The sequence below is a fragment of the Shinella sedimenti genome (assembly GCF_022601905.1).
Classification (GTDB): domain Bacteria; phylum Pseudomonadota; class Alphaproteobacteria; order Rhizobiales; family Rhizobiaceae; genus Shinella; species Shinella sedimenti.
The window spans coordinates 262,090-287,534 of the sequence record NZ_JAKVIN010000005.1 but is presented as its reverse complement, the minus strand read 5'-3'; the positions used below and the strand labels follow the sequence as shown (position 1 = coordinate 287,534).

24 protein-coding genes are annotated in these 25,445 nt (G+C 60.6%); 20 read left to right on the top strand and 4 right to left on the bottom strand.

The window, feature by feature from the left end; translation table 11 throughout:
- Nucleotides 1-45 precede the first annotated feature (45 nt).
- Together ku (MKI86_RS13620) and ligD are read left to right on the top strand one after the other, a co-directional pair.
- A complete protein-coding gene (gene ku / locus MKI86_RS13620; protein WP_241601450.1) occupies nt 46-897 on the top strand; it encodes a non-homologous end joining protein Ku in 852 nt (283 codons plus the stop codon).
- A gap of 2 nt (nt 898-899) precedes the next feature.
- Entirely contained in the window at nt 900-3,455 is a 2,556-nt protein-coding gene (ligD, locus tag MKI86_RS13615; RefSeq protein WP_241601449.1) for a DNA ligase D, read from the top strand.
- Between the two features lie 2 nt (nt 3,456-3,457).
- Here the strand turns inward: ligD and ku (MKI86_RS13610) are convergent, their stop codons facing one another.
- The 3 genes from ku (MKI86_RS13610) to MKI86_RS13600 form a co-directional block, all read right to left on the bottom strand.
- Complete coding sequence (gene ku / locus MKI86_RS13610; RefSeq protein WP_241601448.1) at nt 3,458-4,255, bottom strand: non-homologous end joining protein Ku; 798 nt, start codon at nt 4,253-4,255, stop codon at nt 3,458-3,460.
- Entirely contained in the window at nt 4,255-4,476 is a 222-nt protein-coding gene (locus tag MKI86_RS13605; protein WP_241601447.1) for a hypothetical protein, read from the bottom strand. Before MKI86_RS13605 ends, ku (MKI86_RS13610) begins: the two co-directional genes overlap by 1 nt.
- Nucleotides 4,477-4,578: 102 nt before the next feature.
- Nucleotides 4,579-5,040, bottom strand: a complete 462-nt coding sequence (locus MKI86_RS13600) for an MgtC/SapB family protein (RefSeq protein ID WP_241601446.1) — start codon at nt 5,038-5,040, stop codon at nt 4,579-4,581.
- A gap of 322 nt (nt 5,041-5,362) precedes the next feature.
- On the opposite strand from MKI86_RS13600, the gene MKI86_RS13595 reads away from it, so the two are divergent.
- From MKI86_RS13595 to MKI86_RS13575, 5 genes are all read left to right on the top strand, one after another.
- A complete protein-coding gene (locus MKI86_RS13595) occupies nt 5,363-5,920 on the top strand; it encodes a DJ-1/PfpI family protein (RefSeq protein WP_241601445.1) in 558 nt (185 codons plus the stop codon).
- A gap of 65 nt (nt 5,921-5,985) precedes the next feature.
- The gene (locus MKI86_RS13590) at nt 5,986-6,348 is read left to right on the top strand and encodes a ribbon-helix-helix domain-containing protein (RefSeq protein WP_241601444.1); all 363 of its coding nucleotides are present in this window, start codon (nt 5,986-5,988) and stop codon (nt 6,346-6,348) included.
- Nucleotides 6,349-6,423: 75 nt separating this feature from the next.
- Nucleotides 6,424-8,295 (top strand): sigma-54-dependent Fis family transcriptional regulator, encoded by a 1,872-nt coding sequence (locus tag MKI86_RS13585; RefSeq protein WP_241601443.1) that lies wholly within the window; start codon nt 6,424-6,426, stop codon nt 8,293-8,295.
- Between the two features lie 165 nt (nt 8,296-8,460).
- The gene (locus MKI86_RS13580) at nt 8,461-9,534 is read left to right on the top strand and encodes a 2,3-butanediol dehydrogenase (protein WP_241601442.1); all 1,074 of its coding nucleotides are present in this window, start codon (nt 8,461-8,463) and stop codon (nt 9,532-9,534) included.
- Between the two features lie 65 nt (nt 9,535-9,599).
- Complete coding sequence (locus MKI86_RS13575) at nt 9,600-11,399, top strand: NAD(P)/FAD-dependent oxidoreductase (protein WP_241601441.1); 1,800 nt, start codon at nt 9,600-9,602, stop codon at nt 11,397-11,399.
- Between the two features lie 105 nt (nt 11,400-11,504).
- On the opposite strand, the gene MKI86_RS13570 is transcribed toward MKI86_RS13575, so the two are convergent.
- The gene (locus MKI86_RS13570) at nt 11,505-12,581 is read right to left on the bottom strand and encodes an ABC transporter ATP-binding protein (protein ID WP_256465734.1); all 1,077 of its coding nucleotides are present in this window, start codon (nt 12,579-12,581) and stop codon (nt 11,505-11,507) included.
- Nucleotides 12,582-12,681: 100 nt separating this feature from the next.
- Here MKI86_RS13570 and MKI86_RS13565 point away from each other — a divergent pair, with 100 nt between their 5' ends.
- The 13 genes from MKI86_RS13565 (at nt 12,682) to MKI86_RS13505 (ending at nt 25,412) form a co-directional block, all read left to right on the top strand.
- Nucleotides 12,682-13,359 carry a GntR family transcriptional regulator gene (locus tag MKI86_RS13565; RefSeq protein ID WP_370879975.1) on the top strand — a complete coding sequence of 226 codons (678 nt, stop codon included), beginning with the start codon at nt 12,682-12,684 and terminating at the stop codon, nt 13,357-13,359.
- A gap of 167 nt (nt 13,360-13,526) precedes the next feature.
- Nucleotides 13,527-14,339 (top strand): alpha/beta hydrolase, encoded by an 813-nt coding sequence (locus MKI86_RS13560; protein WP_241601439.1) that lies wholly within the window; start codon nt 13,527-13,529, stop codon nt 14,337-14,339.
- A gap of 24 nt (nt 14,340-14,363) precedes the next feature.
- Nucleotides 14,364-15,563, top strand: a complete 1,200-nt coding sequence (locus tag MKI86_RS13555; protein ID WP_241601438.1) for an ABC transporter substrate-binding protein — start codon at nt 14,364-14,366, stop codon at nt 15,561-15,563.
- 74 nt (nt 15,564-15,637) lie between these two features.
- Nucleotides 15,638-16,561: a carbohydrate ABC transporter permease gene (locus MKI86_RS13550; protein ID WP_241601437.1), complete on the top strand. Its 924-nt coding sequence runs from the start codon at nt 15,638-15,640 to the stop codon at nt 16,559-16,561.
- A complete protein-coding gene (locus tag MKI86_RS13545; RefSeq protein ID WP_241601436.1) occupies nt 16,558-17,391 on the top strand; it encodes a carbohydrate ABC transporter permease in 834 nt (277 codons plus the stop codon). The genes MKI86_RS13550 and MKI86_RS13545 overlap by 4 nt, the downstream gene beginning before the upstream one ends.
- A gap of 58 nt (nt 17,392-17,449) precedes the next feature.
- The gene (locus MKI86_RS13540; protein ID WP_241601435.1) at nt 17,450-18,331 is read left to right on the top strand and encodes a sugar phosphate isomerase/epimerase family protein; all 882 of its coding nucleotides are present in this window, start codon (nt 17,450-17,452) and stop codon (nt 18,329-18,331) included.
- Nucleotides 18,328-19,323 (top strand): Gfo/Idh/MocA family protein, encoded by a 996-nt coding sequence (locus MKI86_RS13535; protein WP_241601434.1) that lies wholly within the window; start codon nt 18,328-18,330, stop codon nt 19,321-19,323. Before MKI86_RS13540 ends, MKI86_RS13535 begins: the two co-directional genes overlap by 4 nt.
- A 56-nt stretch (nt 19,324-19,379) precedes the next feature.
- Entirely contained in the window at nt 19,380-20,516 is a 1,137-nt protein-coding gene (locus tag MKI86_RS13530) for a mannitol dehydrogenase family protein (RefSeq protein WP_241601433.1), read from the top strand.
- A 167-nt stretch (nt 20,517-20,683) separates the two neighbouring features.
- Nucleotides 20,684-21,109, top strand: a complete 426-nt coding sequence (locus tag MKI86_RS13525) for a GlcG/HbpS family heme-binding protein (RefSeq protein ID WP_241601432.1) — start codon at nt 20,684-20,686, stop codon at nt 21,107-21,109.
- 515 nt (nt 21,110-21,624) lie between these two features.
- Nucleotides 21,625-22,452, top strand: a complete 828-nt coding sequence (locus MKI86_RS13520; RefSeq protein WP_241601431.1) for a phosphogluconate dehydrogenase C-terminal domain-containing protein — start codon at nt 21,625-21,627, stop codon at nt 22,450-22,452.
- A 179-nt stretch (nt 22,453-22,631) separates the two neighbouring features.
- Nucleotides 22,632-23,600 carry a TRAP transporter substrate-binding protein gene (locus MKI86_RS13515; RefSeq protein WP_241601430.1) on the top strand — a complete coding sequence of 323 codons (969 nt, stop codon included), beginning with the start codon at nt 22,632-22,634 and terminating at the stop codon, nt 23,598-23,600.
- Nucleotides 23,601-23,658: 58 nt separating this feature from the next.
- Nucleotides 23,659-24,147, top strand: a complete 489-nt coding sequence (locus MKI86_RS13510; protein ID WP_241601429.1) for a TRAP transporter small permease — start codon at nt 23,659-23,661, stop codon at nt 24,145-24,147.
- Nucleotides 24,144-25,412, top strand: coding sequence for a TRAP transporter large permease (locus MKI86_RS13505; RefSeq protein ID WP_241601428.1), 1,269 nt, complete (start codon nt 24,144-24,146; stop codon nt 25,410-25,412). Before MKI86_RS13510 ends, MKI86_RS13505 begins: the two co-directional genes overlap by 4 nt.
- The last annotated feature ends 33 nt before the right edge of the window (nt 25,413-25,445 follow it).

Here is a 25,445-nt window from a genome sequence, read left to right as displayed (position 1 = left end):
TTCCGCTCGTTTCGGCATTGCCGATGTTCAAGCTGGAGAACGGGTGTGGTGCCAAGAGCGAACTGGAAAGGTTTCCTGAAAGTGGGCGAACTGGTCTGTCCGGTAGCGCTCTACACCGCCGCCTCGACCAGCGACCGCATCGCCTTTCACATGCTCAACCGCAGGACAGGCCATCGACTTCACCGGGAATTTATCGATAGCGAGACGGGTAAGCCCGTCGAGCGCGAGGACCAGGTCAAAGGCTATGAGGTCAGCAACAACGACTATATTGCGCTCGACCCGGAGGAGATAGCCGACGCCCTGCCTGAAAGCGATAAGACGTTGGAAATCGAAGCGTTCATCGCCTGCGACGACATCGACGACCTCTATTTCGACAAGCCCTACTACCTCACGCCATCCGACCGTCACGGCGTCGAAGCCTTCGCGCTGATCCGCGAGGGCATGAAGGCATCGAACGTGGCCGCCCTTGCCGAAACCGTTCTCTTTCGTCGTGTGCGCACCGTCCTGATCCGGCCCGAAGGCCAGGGTGTTGTCGCAACCACGCTCAACTACGACTACGAGGTGCGCTCGGCCGAGGAAGCCTTCTCGGAGATACCGGATGTCAAGCTCAAGGGCGAAATGCTGGAGCTTGCTGAACATATCATCAACACCAAGAAGGGGCGGTTTGACCCTAAAGGCTTTGACGACCGTTACGACGCCGCGCTCGCCGAGGTGGTTAAGGCAAAGATCGAGGGACGAAAAATCAAGCCTGCCAAACCGAAGGCCGAAAGTAAGGTCGTCGATCTGATGGAGGCGCTTCGCCAGAGTGCGGGCAAGAGCGAACAACCGGCAAAACGCAAAGCGAAGAAGCCCGCGGCCACAGGAAAGCCGGCGGCCGGCCGTCGAAAGGCAGGATGATCATGGCGACACTGGACGTCTATCGGCAGAAGCGGGATTTCAAAACGACATCTGAGCCGCGCGGTAAGAAGGCACAAAAGAGCGGCAACAGCTTCGTCATCCAGAAGCACGACGCCACACGGCTGCACTACGATTTTCGTCTCGAAATGGATGGTGTCCTCAAAAGCTGGGCTGTGACGCGCGGCCCAAGTTTGGTGCCGAGCGAAAAACGTCTTGCCGTGCACGTGGAGGACCATCCTCTTGCCTATGGCGACTTCGAGGGGACGATCCCCAAAGGTGAATATGGCGGCGGCACAGTCATCGTCTGGGACCGCGGAACATGGGAGCCGATCGGCGACGCCCGAAAGGCCTATGCAAAAGGGCATCTCGAATTCACGCTCGACGGTGAGAAGCTGCATGGGCGCTGGCATCTCGTGCGCATGCATGGCAAGCCCGGCGAGAAGCGGGAAAACTGGTTGCTCATCAAGGGCGATGATGAATTCGCAGTAGCTGAGGGGGAAGACGACCTGCTCGAGAAGCGTCCGCAATCGGTAAAAACGGGACGAGACATCGCCGATGTGGCTGGTGAAGAGCCCGGCTGGTCGTCAAAAACGGGACGCATCCGCAAATCATCGAAGGCAAAAAAACAAGAAAAGGCCGCAGAGGTCGAAGAGACGGCAACGAAGGCACCTGACCCTTCGGATATGAAAGGTGCTCGCAAAGGGAAGCTGCCGGATTTCCTGCCGCCGACGCTTGCGACGCTCGCCAGCGCTCCGCCTGCCGGCGAACGATGGCTGCACGAGATCAAGTTCGACGGGTATCGCCTTCAGGCCCGCATCGAGGCAGGCCGGGTCAAGCTGCTCACCCGAAGCGGGCTCGACTGGACCAAGAAATTCGGCAAGGCCGTGCCGGAAGCGCTGCGGGACTTGCCATTCGGGACGGCCATCCTGGATGGCGAACTTGTCGTGGAGACCGGCACCGGCGCCTCCGATTTTTCAGCCTTGCAAGCCGATCTCAGCGCTGGACGCGACGATCGTTTCACCTTCTATCTCTTCGACCTCCTCTATCTCGACGGATATGATCTGACGGGTCTGCCGCTCGAGCAACGCAAGCGCCTGCTCGAAAAACTTGTTCCGGGAGCGGAGGGGCCGTTGCGCTATAGCGGCCACTTCGACGAAAACGGCGCTCTCGTTTTACGCCATGCTTGCCGCCTCAGCCTAGAGGGCGTGGTATCGAAGCTGCGCGATGCGCCCTATCGGGCCGGGCGCAGCAAAAGCTGGATAAAGTCGAAATGTTCGGCGCGGCAGGAGTTCGTCATCGGCGGCTACGTGCCTTCCACCGTTTCACGCAAGGCGATCGGCTCGCTGGTGCTCGGTGTCTACAACAAGGGCGAACTGGAGCCGGTCGGCCGTGTCGGCACGGGCTTTTCTGCGCTCGTGGCAGAGGATATCTTCAAGCGTCTGTCGCGCATTCGGACCGAGGAAAGTCCCTTTGGCCGGAAGCTGACGGCGGAAGAGGCGCGCCAGGCCCGTTACGTGCGGCCCGAGCTGGTGGCGGAGGTGGAATTCCGTGCGTGGACGGCCGACGGCCATCTTCGGCACGCATCCTTCCGGGGTCTCAGGGAAGACAAGCCCGCACAGGAGGTCGTTGCCGAAATGCCCAAGTCAACGAAAGCCACCGCGGCGAAAGCGCCAAACCCGCAACGCCGTACCGTGCGCCTCACCCATCCCGACCGGGTCTACTGGCCCGAAGAAGGGGTTACCAAGGAGGGGCTCGCGGACTATTATACCGAGGTCTGGCGCTATATCGCGCCGCACATCGTCGGTCGGCCGCTTGCGCTTTTGCGTGCGCCCAGCGGCATCGATGGACAGACCTTCTTCCAGAAACATGCCTGGAAGGGAATCAATACAAACGTTGTCGAGGTGCAGGACCCTGCGGAGAAGGACGACGAGCCCTATGTCGCCATCAACGATCTCGATGGCCTTATAGGTCTCGTTCAGGCGGCGGTGCTTGAAATCCACCCATGGGGCTCGACGCTTGCGGACTGGGAGCGGCCCGACCGCATCATCATGGACCTCGACCCCGGCGAAGGCGTCGAATGGCAGACGGTCATCGACGGCGCGGAAGAGACGCGCAAGCGCCTTGAAGCTGCGGGCCTCAACGCTTTTGTCAAAACCTCGGGTGGCAAGGGCCTGCATGTCTGCGCGCCGCTCAAGCCTTCCGCGCGCTGGCCCGCAGTCAAGGCCTTCTGCAAGGGCATTGCCGACTCCATGGCAAAGGACAGCCCGGACAAATATGTGGCGACGATCACCAAATCGAAGCGTCGCGGAAAAATCCTGATCGACTACCTGCGCAATCAGCGCGGCATGACCGCGGTCGCCCCGTACTCGACGCGAGCGCGACCCGGCGCCGCCGTCTCCATGCCGCTTGCATGGGATGAACTCAGCGCCGATATCGGCCCGGCCTATTTCACGGTCGAAAACACACCCGCACGACTCCAGTCGCTGAAGGCTGATCCATGGACTGATTTCACGGGCGCCGCCCGGCCGTTGAAGACTGTAAGGCAGAAGAAGACCTGATCCTATTTGCCCTTGCCTTCAGCCTTGATGCTCTTGCGCAGTGCATCCATGATATTGATGACGTTACTGGATGTCTTCGGCTGAGCCTTGCGTTTGGAAGGCTGCTTACGCCCCTTCTTCTTGGCCGCGATGATGTCGAGCAATTTCTCTTGTACGGGATCGTCGACCATCTTGGGATTCCAGGCTTTGGTGCGCTCCTTGATCAGCGTCTTGACGAGGGCCAGCGCCTTTAAATCCGGTTTTGCCGCCTTCAGGTCGGCAAAATAATCTGACTCTCCGCGCACTTCATCGCCGTACCGCAAGGTCCATATCACGATGCCCTTGCCTCGCGGTTCCAGCATAACGGCCCGTTCGCGGCGGTAGAGCACGAGCCGGGAGATACCCACTGTGCCGGTCGAGGCCATGGCCTCGCGGATGACGGAGAACGCTTCTTCCCCGACCTTATCGTTCGGTACCAGAAAATGCGGAGAATCGTACCAGATCCATTCGATCGTCTCGCGCGGCACAAAGGTCTCGATATCGATGGTGCGCGTGCTTTCCAGCGCCACCGCATCGATTTCGTCGTCCTCCAGCATGACATAATCGTTTTCGCCGCGGGGATAGCCTTTCACCTCATCGTCCTCACCGACTTCCTTGCCAGTGACGGCATCCACATAGCGGCTGACTACCGGATTGCCTGTCTTGCCGTTCAAGGTGCGGAAGCGGACCTTGTCCTCCTGCGAAATCGCTGGTGACATGGCCACTGGGCACGTCACCAGCGAGAGTTTGAGATAACCCTTCCAGAAGGCCCGCGGCGCCATCATCCCTTCCTTTCAAGCGGAAGATGCTTCGAGAGTGCAAAACGCTCGGCGAACTCGATATCCTCTTGCGTCACGATGGGGATGGGGTCTGACAATATGGCGAGGAGCGTTTCGCGCGAGATGGATTCTTCTTCCAGCGCGTCCATCAACGCGCCGCGGGTTTCGCGCTCCGCACGCAGAAGGGCCGCCAACGCCAGGATCAGCCTGTCCTTGTTATCCATGGAAATCTCCGCAGTCGCATGCCTTTGGATGTAATGCGCAATTGACGCATCGGTTCCTAAACAACGGCGGGGCAGGGGCTTGAGCATTCCTCGCCGCAAGGATCACTCCGAATTGCGGGTGAAGTCTTCCGGCTCTTCCTTGAAGGTCGACATGGCGCGAAGGGTCAGGAGCGTCACGACGGACAGCACGATTGCCGTGTCATAGGAACCGAGCCCGACGGAGGTGCCGATGGCGCCCGTTGCCCAGAGGCTTGCAGCCGTTGCGGTGCCGCGCACGCTGTTCTTCACAACGAGAATGGCGCCGCCGCCGATGAAGCCCATTCCGGTGATGAGCCCCTCGACGATACGCGCGGTCGCTTCGGCATTGCCATTGATGAGCGGTTCCGCCGCCTGCACGAACCCGCAGCTCGCGATGGCGACGAGAGGAAATGTCCGCAGTCCGGCGCTCCGTTCGTGACGTTCCCGATCCCAGCCGATAGGCAGCGCCAGGATGTAGGCGGTCAACAGGGTGCCGAGATGAGGTAGAACGTCGAGGTTGATGCCGATGCTCTGCAACCACTGCATGACGGGATCCTTGGGTTCGGTTGGGTTAAACCTCCAGATATCCTCGCTTCGCCCTGCGACAAGATCGCTGCCACTCAGATATTTGATTTATCACTTCGACTGGAGCGGATGATGACGAGCTTGCGACCTATGTGAGATCGACCTGGAGTGTCGGGCCGCCGCCACTGGGCGACCAGGTGCGCCTATACCGACGGCGCTGAAGACATGACCAAAAGCTCGGCAAAAGCGCGAGGGCATGGCGGGTAGTATCGGAATAACACCCGCTTCGAAGTCACAAGACCTATTCTGCCGCGATAACCATCAAGGCAAGGGAGGATGTACGATGGCGAAGATTCTCATGATCACTGGTGACTTCACGGAAGACTATGAAACAATGGTCCCATTCCAGACGCTTCTGGCTTGCGGCCATGTCGTCGATGCCGTCTGCCCCGGCAAGAAGGCTGGCGAGACGGTAAAAACGGCGATCCATGACTTTGAAGGCGATCAGACCTATTCGGAAAAGCCCGGGCATAATTTCGCGTTGAACGCCGATTTTGCTGCTGCTGATCCGGCCGGCTACGATGCGCTGGTCGTTCCGGGCGGTCGCGCGCCCGAATATCTTCGAATGAATCCGGATGTGCTCGCCAAAGTGAAACACTTCTTTGACGAGGGAAAACCGGTTGCCGCGATTTGTCACGGCGCACAGCTGCTGGCAGCGGCCGGCGTTCTCAAGGGGCGCACCTGCTCGGCGTACCCCGCCTGCGCCTATGAGGTGACAGCGTCGGGTGGAACATTCGCCGATATCGCGGTGACAGAAGCCGTGACGGATGGCAATCTGGTGACGGCGCCGGCATGGCCGGCACATCCGGCATGGCTCAAGCAGTTTCTGGCGATCCTGTAAACAGCGCGGCTGACCGGTTCGACATCCGGACGGCGCCGGGATCGAAGGCAAGGAGGGCCGTCTGTATGTGCGAACTCTTCATCAAGGCCGATGCCAGCCAATGGCAAAGCCGAACCCACAGCCTGAGAATAGATGGTGTCGCCACCTCGATCCGCATCGAGAACCACTTTTGGGACACGCTGACCGAAATCGGACTGCGCGACGGCATGACTGTCGCGCAGCTCATAACGAGGCTCTGGCACGAAGCGATGGATGCTGATCACGATCTCGGCAATTTCACCTCGTTCCTGCGGGTGTGTTGTGCCCGGTATCACGCGCTCATTGCAGCTGGTGAGATATCAAAGGATCTCAATGTCCCCATCGCCGATCACGCGGCGCGGGAGATCCTCGCCCGGGAAGCCCAACGCCGTCACGCCGTGATCAACTGACCCTACCTGCCGGCGCATTCTCTGAATTGCCGTCAACCCGATCCTGTGCAACGATACGCACAGGAGGAAGAGCGGATGGTGTCGACATTGTCGCACATACGGGAGATCGAGCGCGTCGGAATGGGGGCGGTCAGCCCGCGTGATGCGCCCGTCGTCCAGTCCTGGCTGCGCTGTCTCAACGACTACAAGCTCGATCCGACGGTCGCGCAGGAAGCCTATATCGTTCCCGAGCTGAAGCTGCGCGAACATCGTGAGCAGGCGGAGGAATTGATCCGCATCGGCCGATCCGGCCTCGAAACCCTGTTCAATCAGATCGCCGAGCAGAACTATGTGCTGCTCCTGTCGGATGCGCGGGGCGTGACCGTCGACTTCATGGGCGATCCGACCTTCGACAACCAACTGCGCCGGGCCGGCCTCTATCTCGGTTCTGAATGGTCGGAGAGCCGGGCGGGTACCTGCGCGGTCGGCGCCTGCCTCGTCTCTGGCGAGCCGGTGATCATTCATCAGGACGACCATTTCGATACCAGCCATATCGGCCTCACCTGTACCGCTGCACCCGTTTTCGACACGCTGGGCGACCTGACGGCCGTGCTCGACATATCGCAGCTACGATCGCCGACAGCCAAGGCAAGCCAGCAACTCGCGCTGCACCTCGTCGCCTCCACGGCGCGCCGCATCGAGCTTGCCAACCTTATGACCCGCACCCGCAACGACTGGGTGCTGCGGCTCGCGCGCTCGCCGGAATTTCTGGACGTCGACCCGGATGCTGCCATCGCACTTGATGGCAGCGGGCGCATCACGGGCATGACCCACGGCGGCTTCGGCGCGCTTGCACGGTCGATGAACCTGCGCGGCTTTTCCACACGGGATTTCCTGGGGCAGTCGATTTCTCAGGTTTTCGATATCGATGTCGATGATCTGCCCCGTTTCATGCGCGGCAGGCCCAACGGCGAACGATTGATACGGGCGCGCAACGGACTTGTGCTGTTTGCCAGCGCCATCGCGCCCGCCGTTAGCCTGCGTGGGCCCGCCGCGCCTGAACCGCGCCTGCCGCGAGTGTTGCGTGATCTGAGTGGCGGAGATATTGCCATGGAGCGCGTGCAGGCGCGTGCGGCAAAACTTTCTGCCCGCGACATCCCAATCCTCATCCAGGGCGAGACCGGCAGCGGCAAGGAGTTTCTTGCGCGCGCAATTCACGACAGTTGCGCCAGTCCGGGCAGCTTCGTAGCGGTCAATTGCGCTGCGATCCCTGAGCATCTCATCGAGTCCGAACTTTTTGGATACGTGCCGGGTGCCTTCACCGGCGCCAATCCAAAGGGCAAGCGCGGCTTGATCGAGGAGGCGAGCGGCGGCACGCTGTTCCTCGACGAGATTGGCGATATGCCGCTTGCCCTGCAAAGCCGGCTCCTGCGGGTCCTCTCGGAAAATGAGGTACAGCCCGTTGGTGCGCTGAAGGCACGGCCGGTTCGCCTGCGCGTGCTCTCCGCGTCTCATCGCGATCTCGTCGAACTCGTGAAGGAAGGCCGTTTCCGTCAGGACCTCTACTATCGCCTCAACGCAGCGACGCTCAGCCTGCCACCGCTGCGCGACCGAACCGATTTGGGCTGGCTGATCGGCCAGCTTCTTGGACGGATCGAGAAGGAGAATGGGGAGGCCTATCGTCTGGACAAGGATGCGCGGGCGGCGCTTCTGTCGCATGCCTGGCCGGGCAATCTGCGCGAGCTTTCCAATGCGCTGCGGGTCGCTGCGGCTCTGTCGGACGGTGGTCTCGTCACACCGGATTGCCTGCCTGATCACATTTTCGCTGTGTCCGCGCCCGCCGCTGTCGGCGATGACGGGGCCTTGCGCCGCGCGTTGAGCGAGTGCGGTGACAATGTCTCCGCGCTGGCTCGCAAACTCGGTGTCAACCGGTCCACGATCCATCGCCGCCTGAAGCGCCTCAACTGATGCAACACCTGCAACACCTGTTGCGGGCGATCTGGTGCATTTGATGGATGCCTTCGCGAGGCCTCGCTGCAAGCTTTTGATAGCAATCAAGAAATAGGCTGTCAGTTTTCTGGCACGGCGCTTGCTGTCCCTCCTGTGCAAGAACAACATCAGGAGGAAATGCCAATGAAAGCTCTGCGCTTTCACGCCGCCAAGGATCTGCGTATCGATACGATCGACGCTCCGCCGTCGCCCGCCCCGGGCGAGGTGCTGATCGAAAACCGTTTCTGCGGGATTTGTGGCACGGATCTGCATGAATATGCCTATGGCCCGATCTTCGTGCCCAAGGAACCGCATCCCTTTACCGGTGCCCATGGCCCGCAAGTCCTCGGTCACGAATTCGGCGGCGTCGTCAAAGCCGTCGGCGACGGCGTCAGCCATGTAAAGCCGGGTGACCGGGTTTCGGTGCAACCGCTCATTATGCCGCGGCATGGCGACTATTATGCCGACCGCGGCCTCTTTCACCTGAGCAGCGACCTCGCGCTTGTGGGGCTTTCCTGGCATTCCGGCGGCATGGCGGAAGCATCGCTTCTGAATGACTACAACGTGCAGCCTATTCCCGACGATTTGAGCGACCAGGAGGCGGCCCTGATCGAGCCGACCGCGGTTGCCGTATACGCCTGTGACCGCGGCGGTGTAACGGCCGGCAACAGCGTGCTTGTGACCGGTGCCGGGCCGATCGGTATCCTTGTCGCCATGGCAGCGCGGGCGGCCGGAGCCTCGCAGATATTTCTCTCCGATCTCAACGATACGCGGCTGGCGCTGGCCCGCGAGGCGCTGGGCGGGGTCCGCACCATCAATCCGAAGACGGAGAAGGTTGGTGACGTGATCCGTGCCGAGACGGAAGGCGGCGTCGGCTGTGACGTCGCGATCGAATGCGTCGGCAACGAGCATGCGCTGAAGAATTGTGCCGATGCGGTTCGCAAGCAGGGCGTCGTGGTCCAGACGGGGCTTCACCCGGGTGAAAATCCGTTGAACTGGTTCGATGTTACGTTCAAGGACATCGATATCCGCGGTTCCTGGGCCTATCCAACCCACTACTGGCCGCGCGTCGCCCGGCTGATCGCCAGTGGCCAGATTCCGGCTAAGCGCATCGTGACGAAATATGTCTCGCTGGGCGAGGCTGTCACTGAGGGGTTCGACCAGTTGCTCGACCCTGCCGGCCAGCATTTGAAAATTCTGATCGACCTGTCCCGATAGGCCGGTCCGTTCTGCGGGGCGGTTGAGGAGCCGTCCCGTTTTTCCACTGAGCAGGAGGAGAAACTATGCTCGATAAAACCCCCACCACTCGCGTCCAGACGCTACTCGATACACTCGGCACCGCCCTAGCCACCGGCCGGATCGACGACGCTGTCAATCTCTTCGCAGAAGAATGCTATTGGCGCGACCTCGTTGCCTTCACCTGGAACATCAAGACCGTCGAAGGACGCGATCAGGTGCGGGATATGCTGCAGTCGCAGCTGTCGACGGCCAAGCCGTCTGACTGGCGCGTTGCTACGGGCGAGGAGGCTACGGAAGCCGACGGCGTGCTGGAAAGCTGGATTACCTTCGAGACGGCGACCGGGCGTGGCTACGGCCTGGTGCGCTTCAAGAACGGCCTGATCTGGACGCTGCTCACCGCGCTTTCCGAACTGAAGGGACACGAGGAGAAATCCGGCTTCACCCGTCCGCTCGGTGCCAAGCACGGTCAGGATCTCGGTGCCAAGACCTGGAAGGAAGAGCGCGAAGAGGAGGAACGCACGCTCGGCTATGAAAAGCAGCCCTATGTCGTCATCATCGGCGGCGGGCAGGGCGGCATCGCGCTTGGCGCCCGGCTGCGCCAACTTGGCGTGCCGACCATTATCCTGGAGAAGAACGACCGTCCCGGCGATAGCTGGCGCAAGCGTTACAAGTCTCTCTGCCTGCACGATCCCGTCTGGTACGACCATCTGCCCTATATCGACTTCCCGAAGAACTGGCCTGTCTTCGCGCCGAAGGACAAGATCGGTGACTGGCTGGAATTCTATACAAAGGTGATGGAGCTGAACTACTGGACACGCTCGACCGCCAAATCGGCCAAATGGGACGATGCAACGAAAGAATGGACAATCGTCGTCGACCGTGACGGCGAGGAACTGGTGCTGCGGCCGAAGCAACTGGTCTTCGCCACCGGCATGTCCGGCAAGGCGAATATCCCGGACTTCAAGGGCCGCGAGCGGTTCCGCGGCGAACAGCACCATTCCTCCCAGCATCCGGGACCGGATGGCTACAAGGGCAAGAAGGTGCTGGTGATCGGCTCGAACAATTCGGCGCACGATATCTGCGCGGCGCTCTACGAGGCCGGTGTCGATGTCACGATGATCCAGCGCTCAACGACCCATATCGTGAAATCCGACACGTTGATGGATATCGGTCTCGGTTCACTCTATTCCGAGCAGGCCTTGGAAAACGGGGTGACGACGGCGAAGGCCGATCTCATCTTCGCGTCATTGCCCTACCGGATCATGCACGAGTTCCAGATCCCGCTCTACGACAAGATGCGCGAGCGCGACGCCGATTTCTATGCGGCGCTGGAAAAGGCCGGCTTCCAGCTGGACTGGGGCGCGGATGGTTCGGGTCTCTTCATGAAGTATCTGCGCCGCGGCTCCGGTTATTACATCGATATCGGCGCCTCTCAGCTGATCATCGACGGTAAGGTGAAGCTGGCTGCGGGTCAGGTCGAGGAGATCACGGAAAACGCCGTCAAGCTCTCGAATGGCAAGGAAATTCCGGCCGATGTCATCGTCTATGCGACGGGCTATGGTTCGATGAATGGCTGGGTGGCCGACCTCATCGACCAGGCGACCGCCGATAAGGTCGGTAAGGTGTGGGGGCTTGGCTCTGACACGCCCAAGGATCCCGGTCCGTGGGAGGGCGAGCAGCGAAACATGTGGAAGCCGACGCAGCAGGAAGCGCTGTGGTTCCATGGCGGAAACCTGCACCAGTCGCGCCACTATTCGCAGTATCTCTCTTTGCAGTTGAAGGCGCGGCTGGAAGGCATCCCCACTCCAGTCTATGGCCTCCAGGCCGTTCATCACCGAAAGTAGAGCGCCCAGATCAGGCGGCCCGCCGAGGCCGCCTGCCATCAGGACTGTTCGGACACGCTTCCGGTGATGAAAGCCCGAGCAGTTATTTCGGGAACTGCAACACGTCTAGTGGCTTGTCGGTAACCGTTTCTCAGTCTTCGCATCGAAGAGATGGACGCTCTCCGGATTGCCACGGAAATGCAGGGTCTGGCCGACCTCAAGCTTGCTGTTGCGGGGAAATTCGACACTCAGCATCTTCGAATGCCCGATTTCGATGTAGCCGTAGGTCTGGCTTCCCAGGCATTCGGCAACAACCAGTTCTCCGCTGAACCAGGCCTCGTCGGGCGAACATTGCGCGATATCTTCCGGTCGCAGACCGACGACAACGGATCTGCCGTCGTTGGCCACACCAGCCGCTCCTTCAAATTTGATCGTCCGACCAAGGATCTGAAGCGCACCACCCGATAGGGTTGCCGGAAGCGTGTTCATAGTCGGGCTGCCGATGAAGCGCGCCACGAACAGGCTGGCCGGGTTGTGGTAAAGGTCCAGCGGCTTGCCGATCTGCTCGACGACGCCGCCGTTCATGACGACAATCCGGTCGGCGAGCGTCATGGCCTCCACCTGATCATGCGTGACATAGACGGTGGTGGCCTTCATGCGATTGTGCAGCTTGGCGATTTCCAGGCGCATTTCCACCCGCAATGCAGCGTCGAGGTTAGAGAGAGGCTCATCGAAGAGGAACGCAGCCGGTTCACGAACGATTGCGCGGCCCATGGCGACGCGCTGGCGCTGCCCGCCCGACAGCTGGGCCGGCCGCCGCTCGAGGTAATCCGTGATCTTCAGGATCTCGGCGGCGTGCTGGACCCTGCCGCTTATATCCGCGTCCTTATTGCCGCGCATCTTCAGGCCGAACGACATGTTCTCGCGCACGCTCATATGCGGATAAAGTGCATAGTCTTGGAAGACCATCGCGATATTGCGCTCTGCGGGCGGCAGCAGATTGACCACCTTGCCATCGATATTGAGTTCTCCGCCCGTGATCTCTTCCAGGCCTGCAATCATCCGCAGCAGCGTGGACTTGCCGCATCCGGACGGCCCGATGAGCACTAGAAACTCGCCGCTCTGTATGTCGATGTCGATATCATGAATGACTTTTAGATTGCCGTACGACTTCCGGATTTCCTTCAGTGCAATTCCAGCCACGATTTCCTCCTAAGCGCAACTTTCGTGCTTGACGATCATTATCGATGTCAATATCGATAATGATAAGTTCACGAATACGCAACAGCTCAGGCAGGTCACGATGGCGTATTTTCCACCCAGGCAGACAAATACCAAATCTCCTAAGTCCGGCGCCGCATTCGATGCCTTGAAGCGCGACATCATGTTGGGCGTGCTCGAGCCTGGCACCGGTTTGACCGAACTGGAGCTTGCCGCGCATTTTCAGTGCAGTCAGGGGACTGTACGTGAGGCTTTGCTTCAGCTGCAGGAGGAGGGCCTCGTCCTTCGCAAAGGCCGCCGCGGGACGCAAGTTTCCGAGTGCACCGAAGACGAGGCGGTCGAGATGTTTCGGCTGCGCCAGCAGATCGAAGGCAACGGAATGGTGCGGGTGATGCGCTCGCCAAGCCGCACATTGATCAAAGACTTAAGTGAACTTCTTGACAAGATGCTCAAAGCGGCTGCCGCGGCTGATGAGCTGGAACTTGCTTCATTCGATCGCGATTTCCATCGTCGTCTTTTCGAGGACGCCAACCTGCCGGCACTCGATCCCATCCTGCACCGTTGCCTGGTTCACAATCATCGGTTCAAGATTTCCCGCAGCCCGATGTCTCGTGATCTCGAAGCGACCGCACTTCGCCATCGCAGCATCATCGAGGCTATCGGAAGCGGGGACGCGGGCCGCGCGGCCGCGTCCATGCAGCATCATATCGCGACGATAGTTGATCTCGGGCCTGAAGTGTTCCCGGAGACGGTGCAGTGAGCGCCGGCCCGGACATGTCAGGCGTACTGTCGCGCGAAACCGTTGCCTTGGTTGAAAGGGTGCTCGCGGAGCTAGGACCCTTACCGGATCCGACAACATTGCCGCCAACGGAAGGGCGGGCGCTATCCCTCTTCGCCAACGCGCGCTGCAACGTCGATTTGCCGCCTATGCAAGGTGTTTACGAAGTGTGGGTCGAGGAAGATGCCGAGCTCGGTGCCACGCGATGTCGTTTGAAGGTCCTCGTGCCGCCGGATGCCGCAGAAGGCGCGATACTCTTCGTTCATGGTGGCGGTTTCGCTTTCTGTTCGCCGGAAACCCACGAGCGTTGCGCCCGCGTCTTGGCAATCGAAAGCGGCATGCCGGTCGTATTGCCCGACTACCGGCTTGCCCCGGAAGATTCGTTTCCGGCCGGCCTGAAGGATGTGGTGTCGGCCCTTCGCAGCATGTTCGATGTCACGGCAAGCGCTGGCATTTCACGCGGTCCGTTGCTGATATCCGGCGATTCCGCAGGCGCCAACCTCGCGCTCGCGGCCATGCTGCATGAGCTGGCTGCGGATCGTGCGCTTCCGGATGGTGCGCTGCTTTTCTATGGCAATTACGCGCGCTCGTTCGAAACGCCGTCCTATATTCGCTTCAGCGAGGGGCCTGGCCTGACCCGCGCTAAGATGCAACGCTACTGGTCTTTCTACGCCGGCGAGCAGGCAATCGAGGTCCATCCTTTGGCATGCCCTCTGCTTGCCTGCGATGACGCACTCGCAGCCTTGCCGCCGCTTCATCTGATGGCGGCAGCGGTCGATCCGTTGCTGTCCGACACCTTGATGTTGAGCGAGCGCCTCAAGGCGCTCGGGAGAGACGACGAACTGAGCATCGTCCCCGGCGTCATGCACGGTTTCCTGCAAAACACATACGAACTGTCTGCCGCACGGGAGGCTCTGGCGGCGGCAGGGCGGGCAGCAAGGCGGCTAACCGGCCGCATCTGATCTATCAACTCGGAGGAGGAAGACATGAAAATTCTGAAAACACTCGCACTAGGCGCCGTTCTTGCGGCGTCCGCTGCCTTTACCCAGGCTCAGGCTGAGACCGTCCGCTTCTGGTATCACTTCGACAACCCGGCCAATCCGATGGGCGATCTGGTCAAGAAATTCGAGGCCGCCAATCCGGGCATCACGATCGAAGCAGAAAATGTGCCGTGGAACAGCTACTACGACAATCTCTATACATCGCTTGTCGGCGGTAACGCGCCTGACGCGGCGATGGTGAAGCTTTTTGCGCAGCCGCGACTTGTGGAGATGGGCGCGCTTGAGCCGCTCGCGGAACGGATCGATGCCTGGCAGGGCAAGTCTGACCTGCTCGACAACGTGCTCGAACTGAACAAAGGGCCGGACGGCACGCAATATTACCTGCCGATCCAATATGTCGTTCTCTACCTCTATTACCGGACGGACCTGTTCGAATCGGCCGGTTTGCAGCCGCCGAAGACCTGCGAAGACTTCCGCGACGCGGCCATCAAGCTGACGAAGGCGCCTGAGACCTATGGGTTTGGCCTGCGCGGCGGCAAGGGTGGCTGGGACCAGTGGGGTGCGTTCGTGATGTCGCAGGGCGCCGAACTGAAGCCCGGCGGTCTCGTCAATCCCGAGGCTATCGCCGCAAATCAGTGGCTGATTGATCTGTTCCAAAAGGACAAGGTTATTCCGCCGTCCGCCCCGAACGACGGCTTCCAGGAAATCATCGCCGCCTTCAAGTCGGGCAAGACGGCCATGACCATTCACCACATAGGCTCTTCCAAGGATCTGGTGGCGGCTTTGGGCGACAAGGTTTCTGCCGTGCCGGTGCCAGCCTGCGGCAATGGCCGGTGGACATCTTACGGTGACGAGTCCCTGGCGATCTTCTCGAATTCCGAGGTGAAGGACGCAGCCTGGAAGTGGATCTCCTTCCTTGCAGAAGGCGAGAACAACGTCGCATTCAACAGCGCGACGGGCCAGATGACGGTGACCAAGAGCGGCTCGGCCGACTGGAAGCTGCATGAACGGCGGTTTGTGGATGCAACGGTCCAGTCCCTGCCGTTCGCGAAGGTTTTGCCTCAGACTTCAGCCGTCTCTGAATTCGTCAACACGGCTTGGCAAACGAACATGCAGCAGGCGCTGACCGGCCAGATCACCGCGGCGCAGATGATGGAACAGCTCCAGACGCTGTTTGCCGAATAACACACGCTACCGCATTGCCCCGACATCCGTGTCGGGGCGCTTCCCCCGGCCTTGAAATGGAGGCAGGAGCAGTCATGTCTTTGTCGAATATATCCCCCGTACAGCGTCATTCGATCTTCGCGTGGCGGTCGGAACGGCTTCTTCCCTATCTTCTGCTTGCACCTGCCGTCGCCGTCACCCTTGTCATCGTCTTCATGCCCATGGTGCAGGCGGTCTGGACGAGCTTCTACGATCTCATCCTGTTCAAGCCGAATGCCAGCAAATTTGTCGGTTTCGGCAACTATGTGAAGCTTTTCAACGATCCCGTCTTCTGGACGGCGCTGTGGAACACGCTGCTGTGGATCGGCCTCACAGTTCCCTTGCAAATGGGGCTTGGTCTTGTCGCCGCCCTGCTTCTGAACAGGGAGTTTCCGTGGCGCGGCCTGGCGCGCGCGCTGATCATCATTCCGTGGGCGCTACCCAGTGTGGTCATCGCGCTGATGTGGCGCTGGATCTATGACCCGAACACGGGCGTCCTGAACGATATCCTGGTCTATCTGTCGATCGTTCAGACCGCCGTGCCGTGGCTCGCCGATCCCGATGTTGCAATCTACGCCATCATAGCGACGCTGACCTGGCAGGGCTTTCCCTTTTTCGCCGTCATGATCCTGGCGGGCCTGCAGGGCATTCCAAAAAGCCAGTACGAGGCTGCATCGATCGACGGGGCTTCCGCCTGGAGGCAGTTCATCCACATAACATTGCCGGGCATCGCGCCGGTCCTGGCGACGGCCGGCCTGCTTCGGGTGATATGGGTCGCCAATTCCATGGACGTCATCTTCGTGATGACCGGTGGTGGGCCGGGTTATGCGACGCATACGCTGCCGCTCTACGCCTTCATCAAGGCCCGCCAGAATCTCGACTTCGGCTACGGTACGTCGATAGCCGTCACTTTCACCATTCTTCTGGGTGCGTTCGTGGTCCTTTATCTCGCCCGCACCATGCGTGAGGTAGAACGATGACGCAGCAAAGCACGCTTCGCCGGATCGTCACCACCGACCTGCCGGTTTTCTTGATCGTTCTCTTCGCCATGGCGCCGTTCGTCTGGATGATCCTGACATCGCTGACGCCAACGGCGATACTGTCGGCTACCGGTGTCTCGCTTTCGCCGATGGGCTGGAGCATGGACAACTATATCAGGCTCTTCGAGCAGACGTCGTTCCTGAAGAACATGCTCGACAGCCTCATCATCGCCGGCGGGACAGTCGTTGTCGGCCTGCTCGTTTCGGTGACGGCCGCCTATGCCTTCTCCCGGTTTCGCTTTACCGGCCGCAAGCTGCTGATGATGCAGTTTCTGTTGATCAACATGTTCCCGATCGTGCTGTTGATCCTGCCGCTCTTCGTTCTCATGCGCAGCATCGGCATTCTCGACACGCATTTCGGCCTGATCCTCGCCAACGCGACGGTGGCCATTCCCTTCGCGGTCTGGATGCTGACGAGCTATATCGCCGCGATCCCCAAAAGCCTCGACGAGGCGGCGATGACGGATGGGTGCTCCCGGCTAACGGCCCTCCGCAAGGTGGTTCTGCCACTGACCATGCCGGGGATCATATCGACGGGCATCTACATCTTCATCACGGCGTGGAACGAATATCTCTATGCGTTGACGCTCGGCGGCCGAAACGTGCGGCCGGTGACGGTCGCGATCCAGACACTGATCGGGGAATATCAGATTGAATGGGGCTTGCTGGCGGCAGGCGCCGTGGTCGGTGCGATGCCGGCAACGATCCTGTTCCTGCTCGTTCAGCGCCGTCTGATCGGCGGCCTGACCCAGGGTGCCGTGAAGGGGTGACGGCGGGTCGCGAAACCAGCCTAACAATGAATGTTATACGACTGAAAAGGAAAGACAGATGAACCCCGTCGGGTTGATTTCCATGCAATATGCCAGACCGTTCACCGCTGAACACTTCTCGCTCTTTGCGAAGATGCGCGACCATGGCTATGACTTTGTCGAGCTTCTCGTTCCCGAAGTCGGCGAACTCGATATCGCTGAGACCCGGAGAGCGCTGGACGATGCAGGCCTTGGCGTCGTCCTCGCCGCCCGCGTCAATCTGCAGCGCAACCTGTCCTCCGCCGAAGCCGAAGCGCATCGATCCGGGATCGACTATCTGAAATACACCGTCGATTGCGCCGCCGGCCTTGGCGCGACGATTGTCGGCGGGCCCCTGACCGGCAACCCGCTCGTTTTTGCAGGCCGTCCCCCGCAGCCGGTTGATGAGGCCGAACGCCTTGCGCGAAAGGACCGATGCGTCAGAGGCTTGAAAGAGGCGGGAGACTATGCTGCCAACGCAGGCGTTCTTCTCGCGGTCGAGCCGCTGAACCGTTTCGAAAGCGACGTGCTCTGCACCACGCAGCAGGCGATGGAATTGCTCGACGCCGTTGACCATCCGGCCGTAAAGCTCATGCTCGACACGTTCCATATGCATATGGAGGAAAGCTCGCTCAGCGAAGCCATCCGTCTCGGTGGCGATCGCCTGGTGCATTTCCAGGCCAACGAGAACCATAGAGGCTTCCCCGGTACCGGGCAGACCGACTGGGTCGAGGTGTGCCGCGCGCTACATGACGTCGGCTACAAGGGGCCGATCTCACTCGAACCCTTCCGCCGTACCGATGACCGTTTCGGTGTGCCTTTCGCCCAGTGGCGTGCGCCGCACGAGGACGAGAGCGATCGTCTTGCTGCATCCAGCGCCTTCATCAAGTCCCATCTCCTGCTTACGGAATATCGTCGATGACTATGAAAATCGGTTGGATCGGTTGCGGCATCCACGCCACCCAGATGCTGCTTCCGCAGCTTGTACGCCACGATGTCGAGCTCGTCGCGCTCTGCGACATTGACGCCGAACGCCTCAGGAATGCCGGTCGCCAGTTTGGCGTCAGGAACCTCGTAACCAATGTCGAGGACCTGCTGAAGACGCCGGGTATCGATGCGGTCGGCATGGCGGTCGGGCCGGACCAGCACCTTGCCTTCGGTAAGGCTGCACTGGAGCGCGGTCTGCCGGTCTTTATGGAGAAACCGCCGTCGGGGTCGGCGGCCGGCGCGCGCGAACTTCTTGCAGCCTCTGAAAAGGCGAAGAAGCCACTGTTACTCGGCTTCATGAAGCGCTATTCGATCGGCAACCGGATGGCGGCAAACATCGTCAAATCCGGCCGGTTCGGCGACGTGCTCGGCGTGACGGGCTATTACATGACGGCGCCGGGCTACTTCGCCGGCAATGTCGACTACACCGGGTTTTTCCTGCACCACTGCGTGCATTACATGGATCTGGTGTCCTTCCTTGTTTCGCCAGTCCGTTCGATCTCTGCCCGTAAGGTGGAGAAGACGCCGGGCCGGGTGCTCTTCCATGTCGGCTTCGAATTCGAATGCGGCGCGATCGGGAACATTGCCATGGGCACGATCCAGTCTCGCGGCACGCCGGTCGAACGCATCGAACTCATGGGCGACCACCAGCGCATCGAGGTCGATGACGTTATCGAGATCAAGTGGCATCGCAATCCACCCTTCAAGATCGACGATCTCGGTGCGACCCTCTCGGAGGACTGCGACACGCTGACTTGGAAGCCGAATTTCACGGCGGCTGCCAACGAGGATCCGAAGGGTTACCATTCCCTGTTGGCCGATGTCGTCCCGGCGCTTGGTGGCGCCTCGACGCCGGCGCCGACCATCGCAGATGGGGTGATCGCCATGGAGCGTTTGGAAACCCTGCGCCGCGAACTGGATCTTTAGGTATCGAACTGCGGCCCCGGAACGTCCGGGGCCGGCTCTTCACGAGGAACAAAACGATGGCTGTTGCCCTGACCCCGATACTCCAGTTCGGAACGAGCCGTTTCCTTCTCGCCCATGCCGATCTGTTCATATCCGAGGCTATGGAACAGGATGAAGCGCTTGGGTCCATCACCGTCGTGCAGACGACGGGCAACCCGGTCAGCGCCCGCCGGATCGAGGCTCTTGCCGACGGGCAAACCTATCCGGTGCGAATCCGCGGCCTCAAAGATGGGAAGACGATCGACGAAGTGCGGCAGGGCAGGGCCATATCACGGGCGCTGTTCACCGGAACGGACTGGCCTGCCATCGTTAGCGCCGGGATCGCCGCGGACGTCATCCTCAGCAATACCGGGGACAGGGGCTATGATCTGGACGACGGCGATGATGTCTCGCTCCTTTCCGAGCCGGACAGGGTTCCGGCAAGCTTTCCCGTAAAGCTGCTGACGCTGCTTCATGTACGCTGGCGCGTGCGGCCGGAACAGCCCTTGTCAATTTTTCCCTGCGAGCTCGTACAGCGTAACGGCGACAAACTGAAGGCGATCATCCTGACGATCGCCAAGGATTGGAACCTGTCACCCGACTTTCTCGGCTACATCGGGCGGCAATGTCACTTTGCCAACAGTCTGGTCGATCGGATCGTGTCCGAGCCGTTGGAACCGGTTGGAGCGGTTGCCGAGCCCTATGCGCTTTGGGCTATCGAGGCGCAGGAAGGTCTTGTTCTTCCCTGTCGGCACCTTTCCGTAGTCGTGACCGACGATCTTGATCGTTACGAACATCTGAAGCTGCATATTCTCAACCTCGGCCACAGCTATCTTGCCGAACGTTGGCTTGCGGACAATCGTCCCCGAGACGAGACGGTGCGCGAAATCATGGCGGACACCGCCATCCGTCGCGACCTGGAAACCGTCTGGCGTGAAGAGGTCGTGCCGGTTTTCGCTTTGGACGGAATGCAGGCCGAAGCCTTGAGCTACATCGACGAGGTGCGCGAGCGGTTCCTCAATCCTTATCTCGATCATCGCCTTTCTGATATCGCAGGCAATCATACCGAAAAGAAATTGCGACGCATCAAGCCTATGTTTGACAGGGGGCAGGCTGCGAAGCCGCCGATAGCCCAACCCCTTCTTGCAGCCGCTCTGGAGGCCGCGCATGGGTGACGACAGCAAACCTCGTCAAACCCGCGCTATGGCGTAGCAACGGCCAGATTTTCGAACCTGTTCGCCTACTCCGATCGCAATCCAGCCGATTACATCGTTGAAATCACCTGACATCCAGATAGTAAGGCTTTTGGAAACCTGGATTTTACGAGGGAAGGACCTTCATTATGTTGACTATCCGCCGTCTGGACATCGAAGATGCTCGCATCCTGATTGCGGGCGCCCGCGCCAAGGCAGAGGAAATCGGGGTGCCGATGTGCATAGCTATCACCGATGAGTCGGGCCAGTTGCTTGCGTTCGAGCGTATGGATGGCGGAAAGATCACGAGTACCATCATCGCACAGGACAAGGCCTACACAGCCGCGGGCGCGAAGCGGACGACCGAGAGCTATGGATCGGCAAGCCAGCCGGGCAGCCCTGCCTACGGCATCAATTCCGCAATCGGTGGTCGTCTGATGGTGGTTGCTGGTGGATTGCCGGTGATAATCGATGGTGATGTCGTGGGCGCCATCGGCCTCAGCTCAGGTACGCCGGCGCAGGATACGCAGTGCGCCCAGGCCGGTATTGATCATTTTCTGGCAACGAGAGGTTAAGGAAGCCGCAAAGGCAGCATTTCCCCCATGCGTGGTCCAGTGAACCGCACGAGGTTCCTGGGCCACCGGAGGCCGGAATTCTCGGCTTTCAAAAACGAACTAGCGGCCGGCCCGCCGGCCTTGACCGCAATGAGCGGTTCGCGCGCGCATTGCCGCGCGGTATGATCGCCTCGCCCGAGGCGACTCCCAACACCGAGAACCACAGGACGCGCAAGCTGTTCGCTCCTGCGCCACAAGGCGCCAGGAAGGTGGATGGCAGCGTCGAGTGTCTGCCGCATCCGGTGACTGCATTCTGACTTCAGACAAATAGTGGTTTTCTCAAATAATTGCGCCGGTCGCCCGTCTGTCGCTGATCGCGACTTTCCCCGGGGCCCGACGTTTCGTGACATGCTCTGTGATATAATTATTGACTTGTTATACCAGTTGGGAAATATAGGCGCACGGCAGGTTGCCGGTTGAGGACATCCGGTTGGGTCGGTCTATGCGTCCCGACCGTTCGCATTTTGGAGATTTCAATGACATCAATCGCGTTGTTCGGCGCCGGCGGCAAAATGGGCTATCGGCTCGCCAAGAACCTCAAGGGTTCGCGGTTCGATGTGCGTCATATCGAGGTGAGCGAGGCGGGCCAAAAGCGACTGTCCGACGATCTCGGCCTCGCGTGTGTATCCGCCGATCAGGGCCTCGAAAGTGCTGATGTTGTCATTCTCGCCGTTCCCGATACGGCGATCGGAAAGGTGGCTGCCGGTATCGTCGACAAGCTGAAGCCGGGCACGATGGTCTTAGCCCTCGATGCGGCCGCACCCTTCGCCGGCCATCTGCCCGAGCGTGCGGATCTTACTTATTTCGTTACGCATCCCTGCCATCCGCCCATCTTCAACGACGAAACGGATCCTGCGGCGAAGCGGGACTTTTTCGGAGGCGTCGCCGCCAAGCAGCACATCGTTTCCGCGCTGATGCAGGGTCCCGAAGAGGCCTATGCGCTCGGCGAGGAGATCGCCAAGGTAATTTGGGCACCCGTCATGCGTTCGCATCGTGTCACCGTGGAGCAGATGGCGCTTCTGGAGCCGGGCCTTTCGGAAACGGTCTGTGCTTCGCTGCTCGACGTCATGCGAGAAGCAATGGATGAATGCGTGCGCCGTGGTGTGCCCAAGGAGGCCGCGCGCGACTTCCTGCTCGGCCACATGAATGTACTTGGCGCTGTCATCTTCGAAGAGACGCCCGGCGTGTTCTCGGACGCCTGCAACAAGGCCATCGAGTTCGGCAAACCCGTGCTGATGAAGGATGACTGGAAGCGCGTGTTCGAGCCGGCGGAAATCGCGGCCAGCATCCAGCGCATCACCTGAAAAAATACGGGAGTGGCGTTGCCCTCCCGGTGTCCGGCTGTCGAGGAGTGCGGCCGGCCAAGCGGGCCGTCGGCCGGCGGAATGCCTGTTCTTGTCGCGTGATTGCGGCCTTTTGGCTGGGCGGTCCGGTTTATGGCAGGCGCAGGATTCGGTATCAGAACGATCCAAGGGGGGACTATATGAACATGAAACGTCTCGCGGCCACGGCCGTAATCTTTGCCGCTACCGGTTTTGCCCCGGCATTGGCGCAAACCGTCGTCAATATCGGGCACGGCGTGCAGACCGGCCATCCGACGCATATCGGTCTTTTGAAGCTTGCCGAACTCGTCAAGGAGCGCACCGACGGCAAGGTCGTCATCCAGGTCTATCCCGACCGGCAGCTCGGCGAAGAGCGCGAGATGGTTGAAGGTCTTCAGCTTGGCACGGTCGAGATGACGGTCGTCTCCACCGGCCCTGTCGTCAATTTCGTACCTGAAGCCGGCGTGCTCGATCTGCCATTCCTGTTCGAGAATTCCGCGCACGCCTACAAGGTCTTCGACGGCGATATCGGCAAGGAGCTTCTGGCGAAGTTCGACGGCGCCGATATGGTCGGCCTTGCCATCTGGGAAAACGGCTGGCGTCACCTGTCCGCAAAGAAAGCCGTCGAAAAGCCAAGCGATCTTTCCGGCATGAAACTTCGCACCATGCAGAACCCGGTCCACATGCGCGCCTTTGAAGCGCTCGGCGCGTCACCCATTCCCATGGCATGGGGCGAGGTCTTTACCAGCCTCGGCCAAGGCGTCATCGACGGCCAGGAAAACCCGATCACCATCTTCTACACCAATTCGCTGTGGGAAGTGCAGAGCCATATCGCGCTGACAGGCCACGTCTACGGCCCGCACATGGTGCTGGCGAGCAAGTCCGTTTGGGAAAGCTGGCCGGAAGAGGTCCGCACCGCCGTTCTTGAAGCCCTTCCGGACGCGACAGCCTTCCAGCGCTCCGAAAGCCTTCGTCTGGAGACCGAGCAGGCCGAGCTGCTGCGCGAACGCGGCGTGAACATCGCCAAGATCGACACCACGCCGTTCCGCGAAAAGGCGCAGGCTGTCTATTCCAGCTTCGATTTTGACCCGGCCCTGCTGGAGCGCATCCGCGCCGTGGCAGCCGAATGATGCATGGCGGTGCGGTCCTTGAGGCCGCGCCGCTTTTTCCACGCCGGGAACCGCCAACATGGTAATATCGAAGCCCCGTATGGTCGCTCGCCGGATCGGTGAGGCCGCCATTATCGTCCTGTTCGGCATCATGGTCGCCTCGGCGGTCGGGCAGGTCATCAGCCGCTATGTATTCAATGCGCCGCTGACATGGTCTGAAGAACTCTCTCGCTATGTCTTCATATGGCTGTCGTTCCTGGGCGTCTGGTATGCTTGGGTCAGGCGAGAGCATCTCGGTATCGATGTCCTGCCGCAGATGCTGCCGCCGCGGCCGCGCCGCCTGCTTATGACTTTCCTCGAATTCACAGTGCTGGTGTTCGCGATCGCCAGCTTGTACTACGGCCAGCGCATCCTTGAGGTATCCATCCGCCAACCGTCCGCGGTGCTGCGCGTGCCGATGGCCTGGATCTACGTCTCCTATTATGTCGCGATGACCCTCGTCTCGCTGGAGATTCTGCTCGACTGGTTCAGCCGCTGGCGTCACCCCGTTCCGGAGACCGAAGGATGATCGCCGTCCTCGTCGTTACATTCGTCATACTCGTCGTGCTGGGTTCCCCCGTCGCCTTCGCGCTCGGCCTTTCCTCCATGGCGGCCCTTATCTGGGAGGGCATGCCGCTGACGCTGGTGGTGCAGCGCATGGTGGCCTCGATCGACAGTTTCGTCCTGTTGGCCGTGCCGTTCTTCCTGCTGACCGGCCACCTGATGGCTCAGAGCGGCATCGCCCGCGACATCATCGCCTTCGCGGAGGCGCTGCTTGGGCGTCTGCGCGGTGGGCTCGGCCACGCGAACGTCGCCACCAGCGTGTTGATGGGCGGCATGACGGGCTCAGCGGTCGCCGATACTGCGTCTAGCGGCACCGCCATCATTCCGGCGATGGTCCAGCGCGGTTACAGCGGACAGTTTTCCGCCGCCATCACCGCCTGCTCCTCGACCATTGCAGTCGTCCTGCCACCCTCCGTGCCGATGATCGTCTTCTGCGTGGTGACGGGCGCCTCTGTCAGCCGCATGTTCATCGCGGGCATCATTCCCGGTCTGCTCATGGCGCTCGGGATGATGCTGACGATCAGCCTCGTCGCCCGCCGCCAGAACCTGCCGCGTGGCGAACGGGTGGCGCTGCCCGAGATCGGGAAAGCCTTCCTGCGCAGCATCGTCGCCCTGACCCTGCCAGTGGTGATCATCGGTTCCATCCGCTTCGGCGTCGCGACGCCCACCGAGGCGTCGGCAATAGCGGTTGTCTATGCCTACCTGGTGGGCCGCTACTGGTACAAGAGCCTGTCGCTGAGCGACCTTCGCCCCATCTTCCTGTCGGCGGCGTCCACCACAGGCGTGGTCATGCTGATGATCGCGGCTGCGTCGCTCTACGGTCTGATCCTGACGCGGGCGCAGGTTCCGCAGGCGGTGGCGGAAATGATCGCGCACCTGACGAGCAGTCCCTATGTGGTTCTTCTGCTCATCCTGCTCCTGTATCTCGTCGCCGGGGCGATCCTCGACCTGACGGCGAACATCATCATCCTCGTGCCGATCCTCTTCCCGGCGACGGTGGCGCTGGGGATCGACCCCATCCAGTTCGGTATGGTCACGATCATCGGCCTTGCCATCGGGCTCGTGACGCCCCCGGTGGGGATCTGCCTGTTCGTCTCTGCTTCCATTGCCAAACAGCCAGTGATGCGCGTGGCGCTTGCCTGCGTGCCCTATCTCGCGTCGATCATGGCGGTCGTGCTGGCGATCATCTTCTTCCCGGCGATCGCCACCTGGCTTCCGGGCAAGGGATAAGGCGCGCCCTCCTGCTTGCGCGATCAGCAGGAT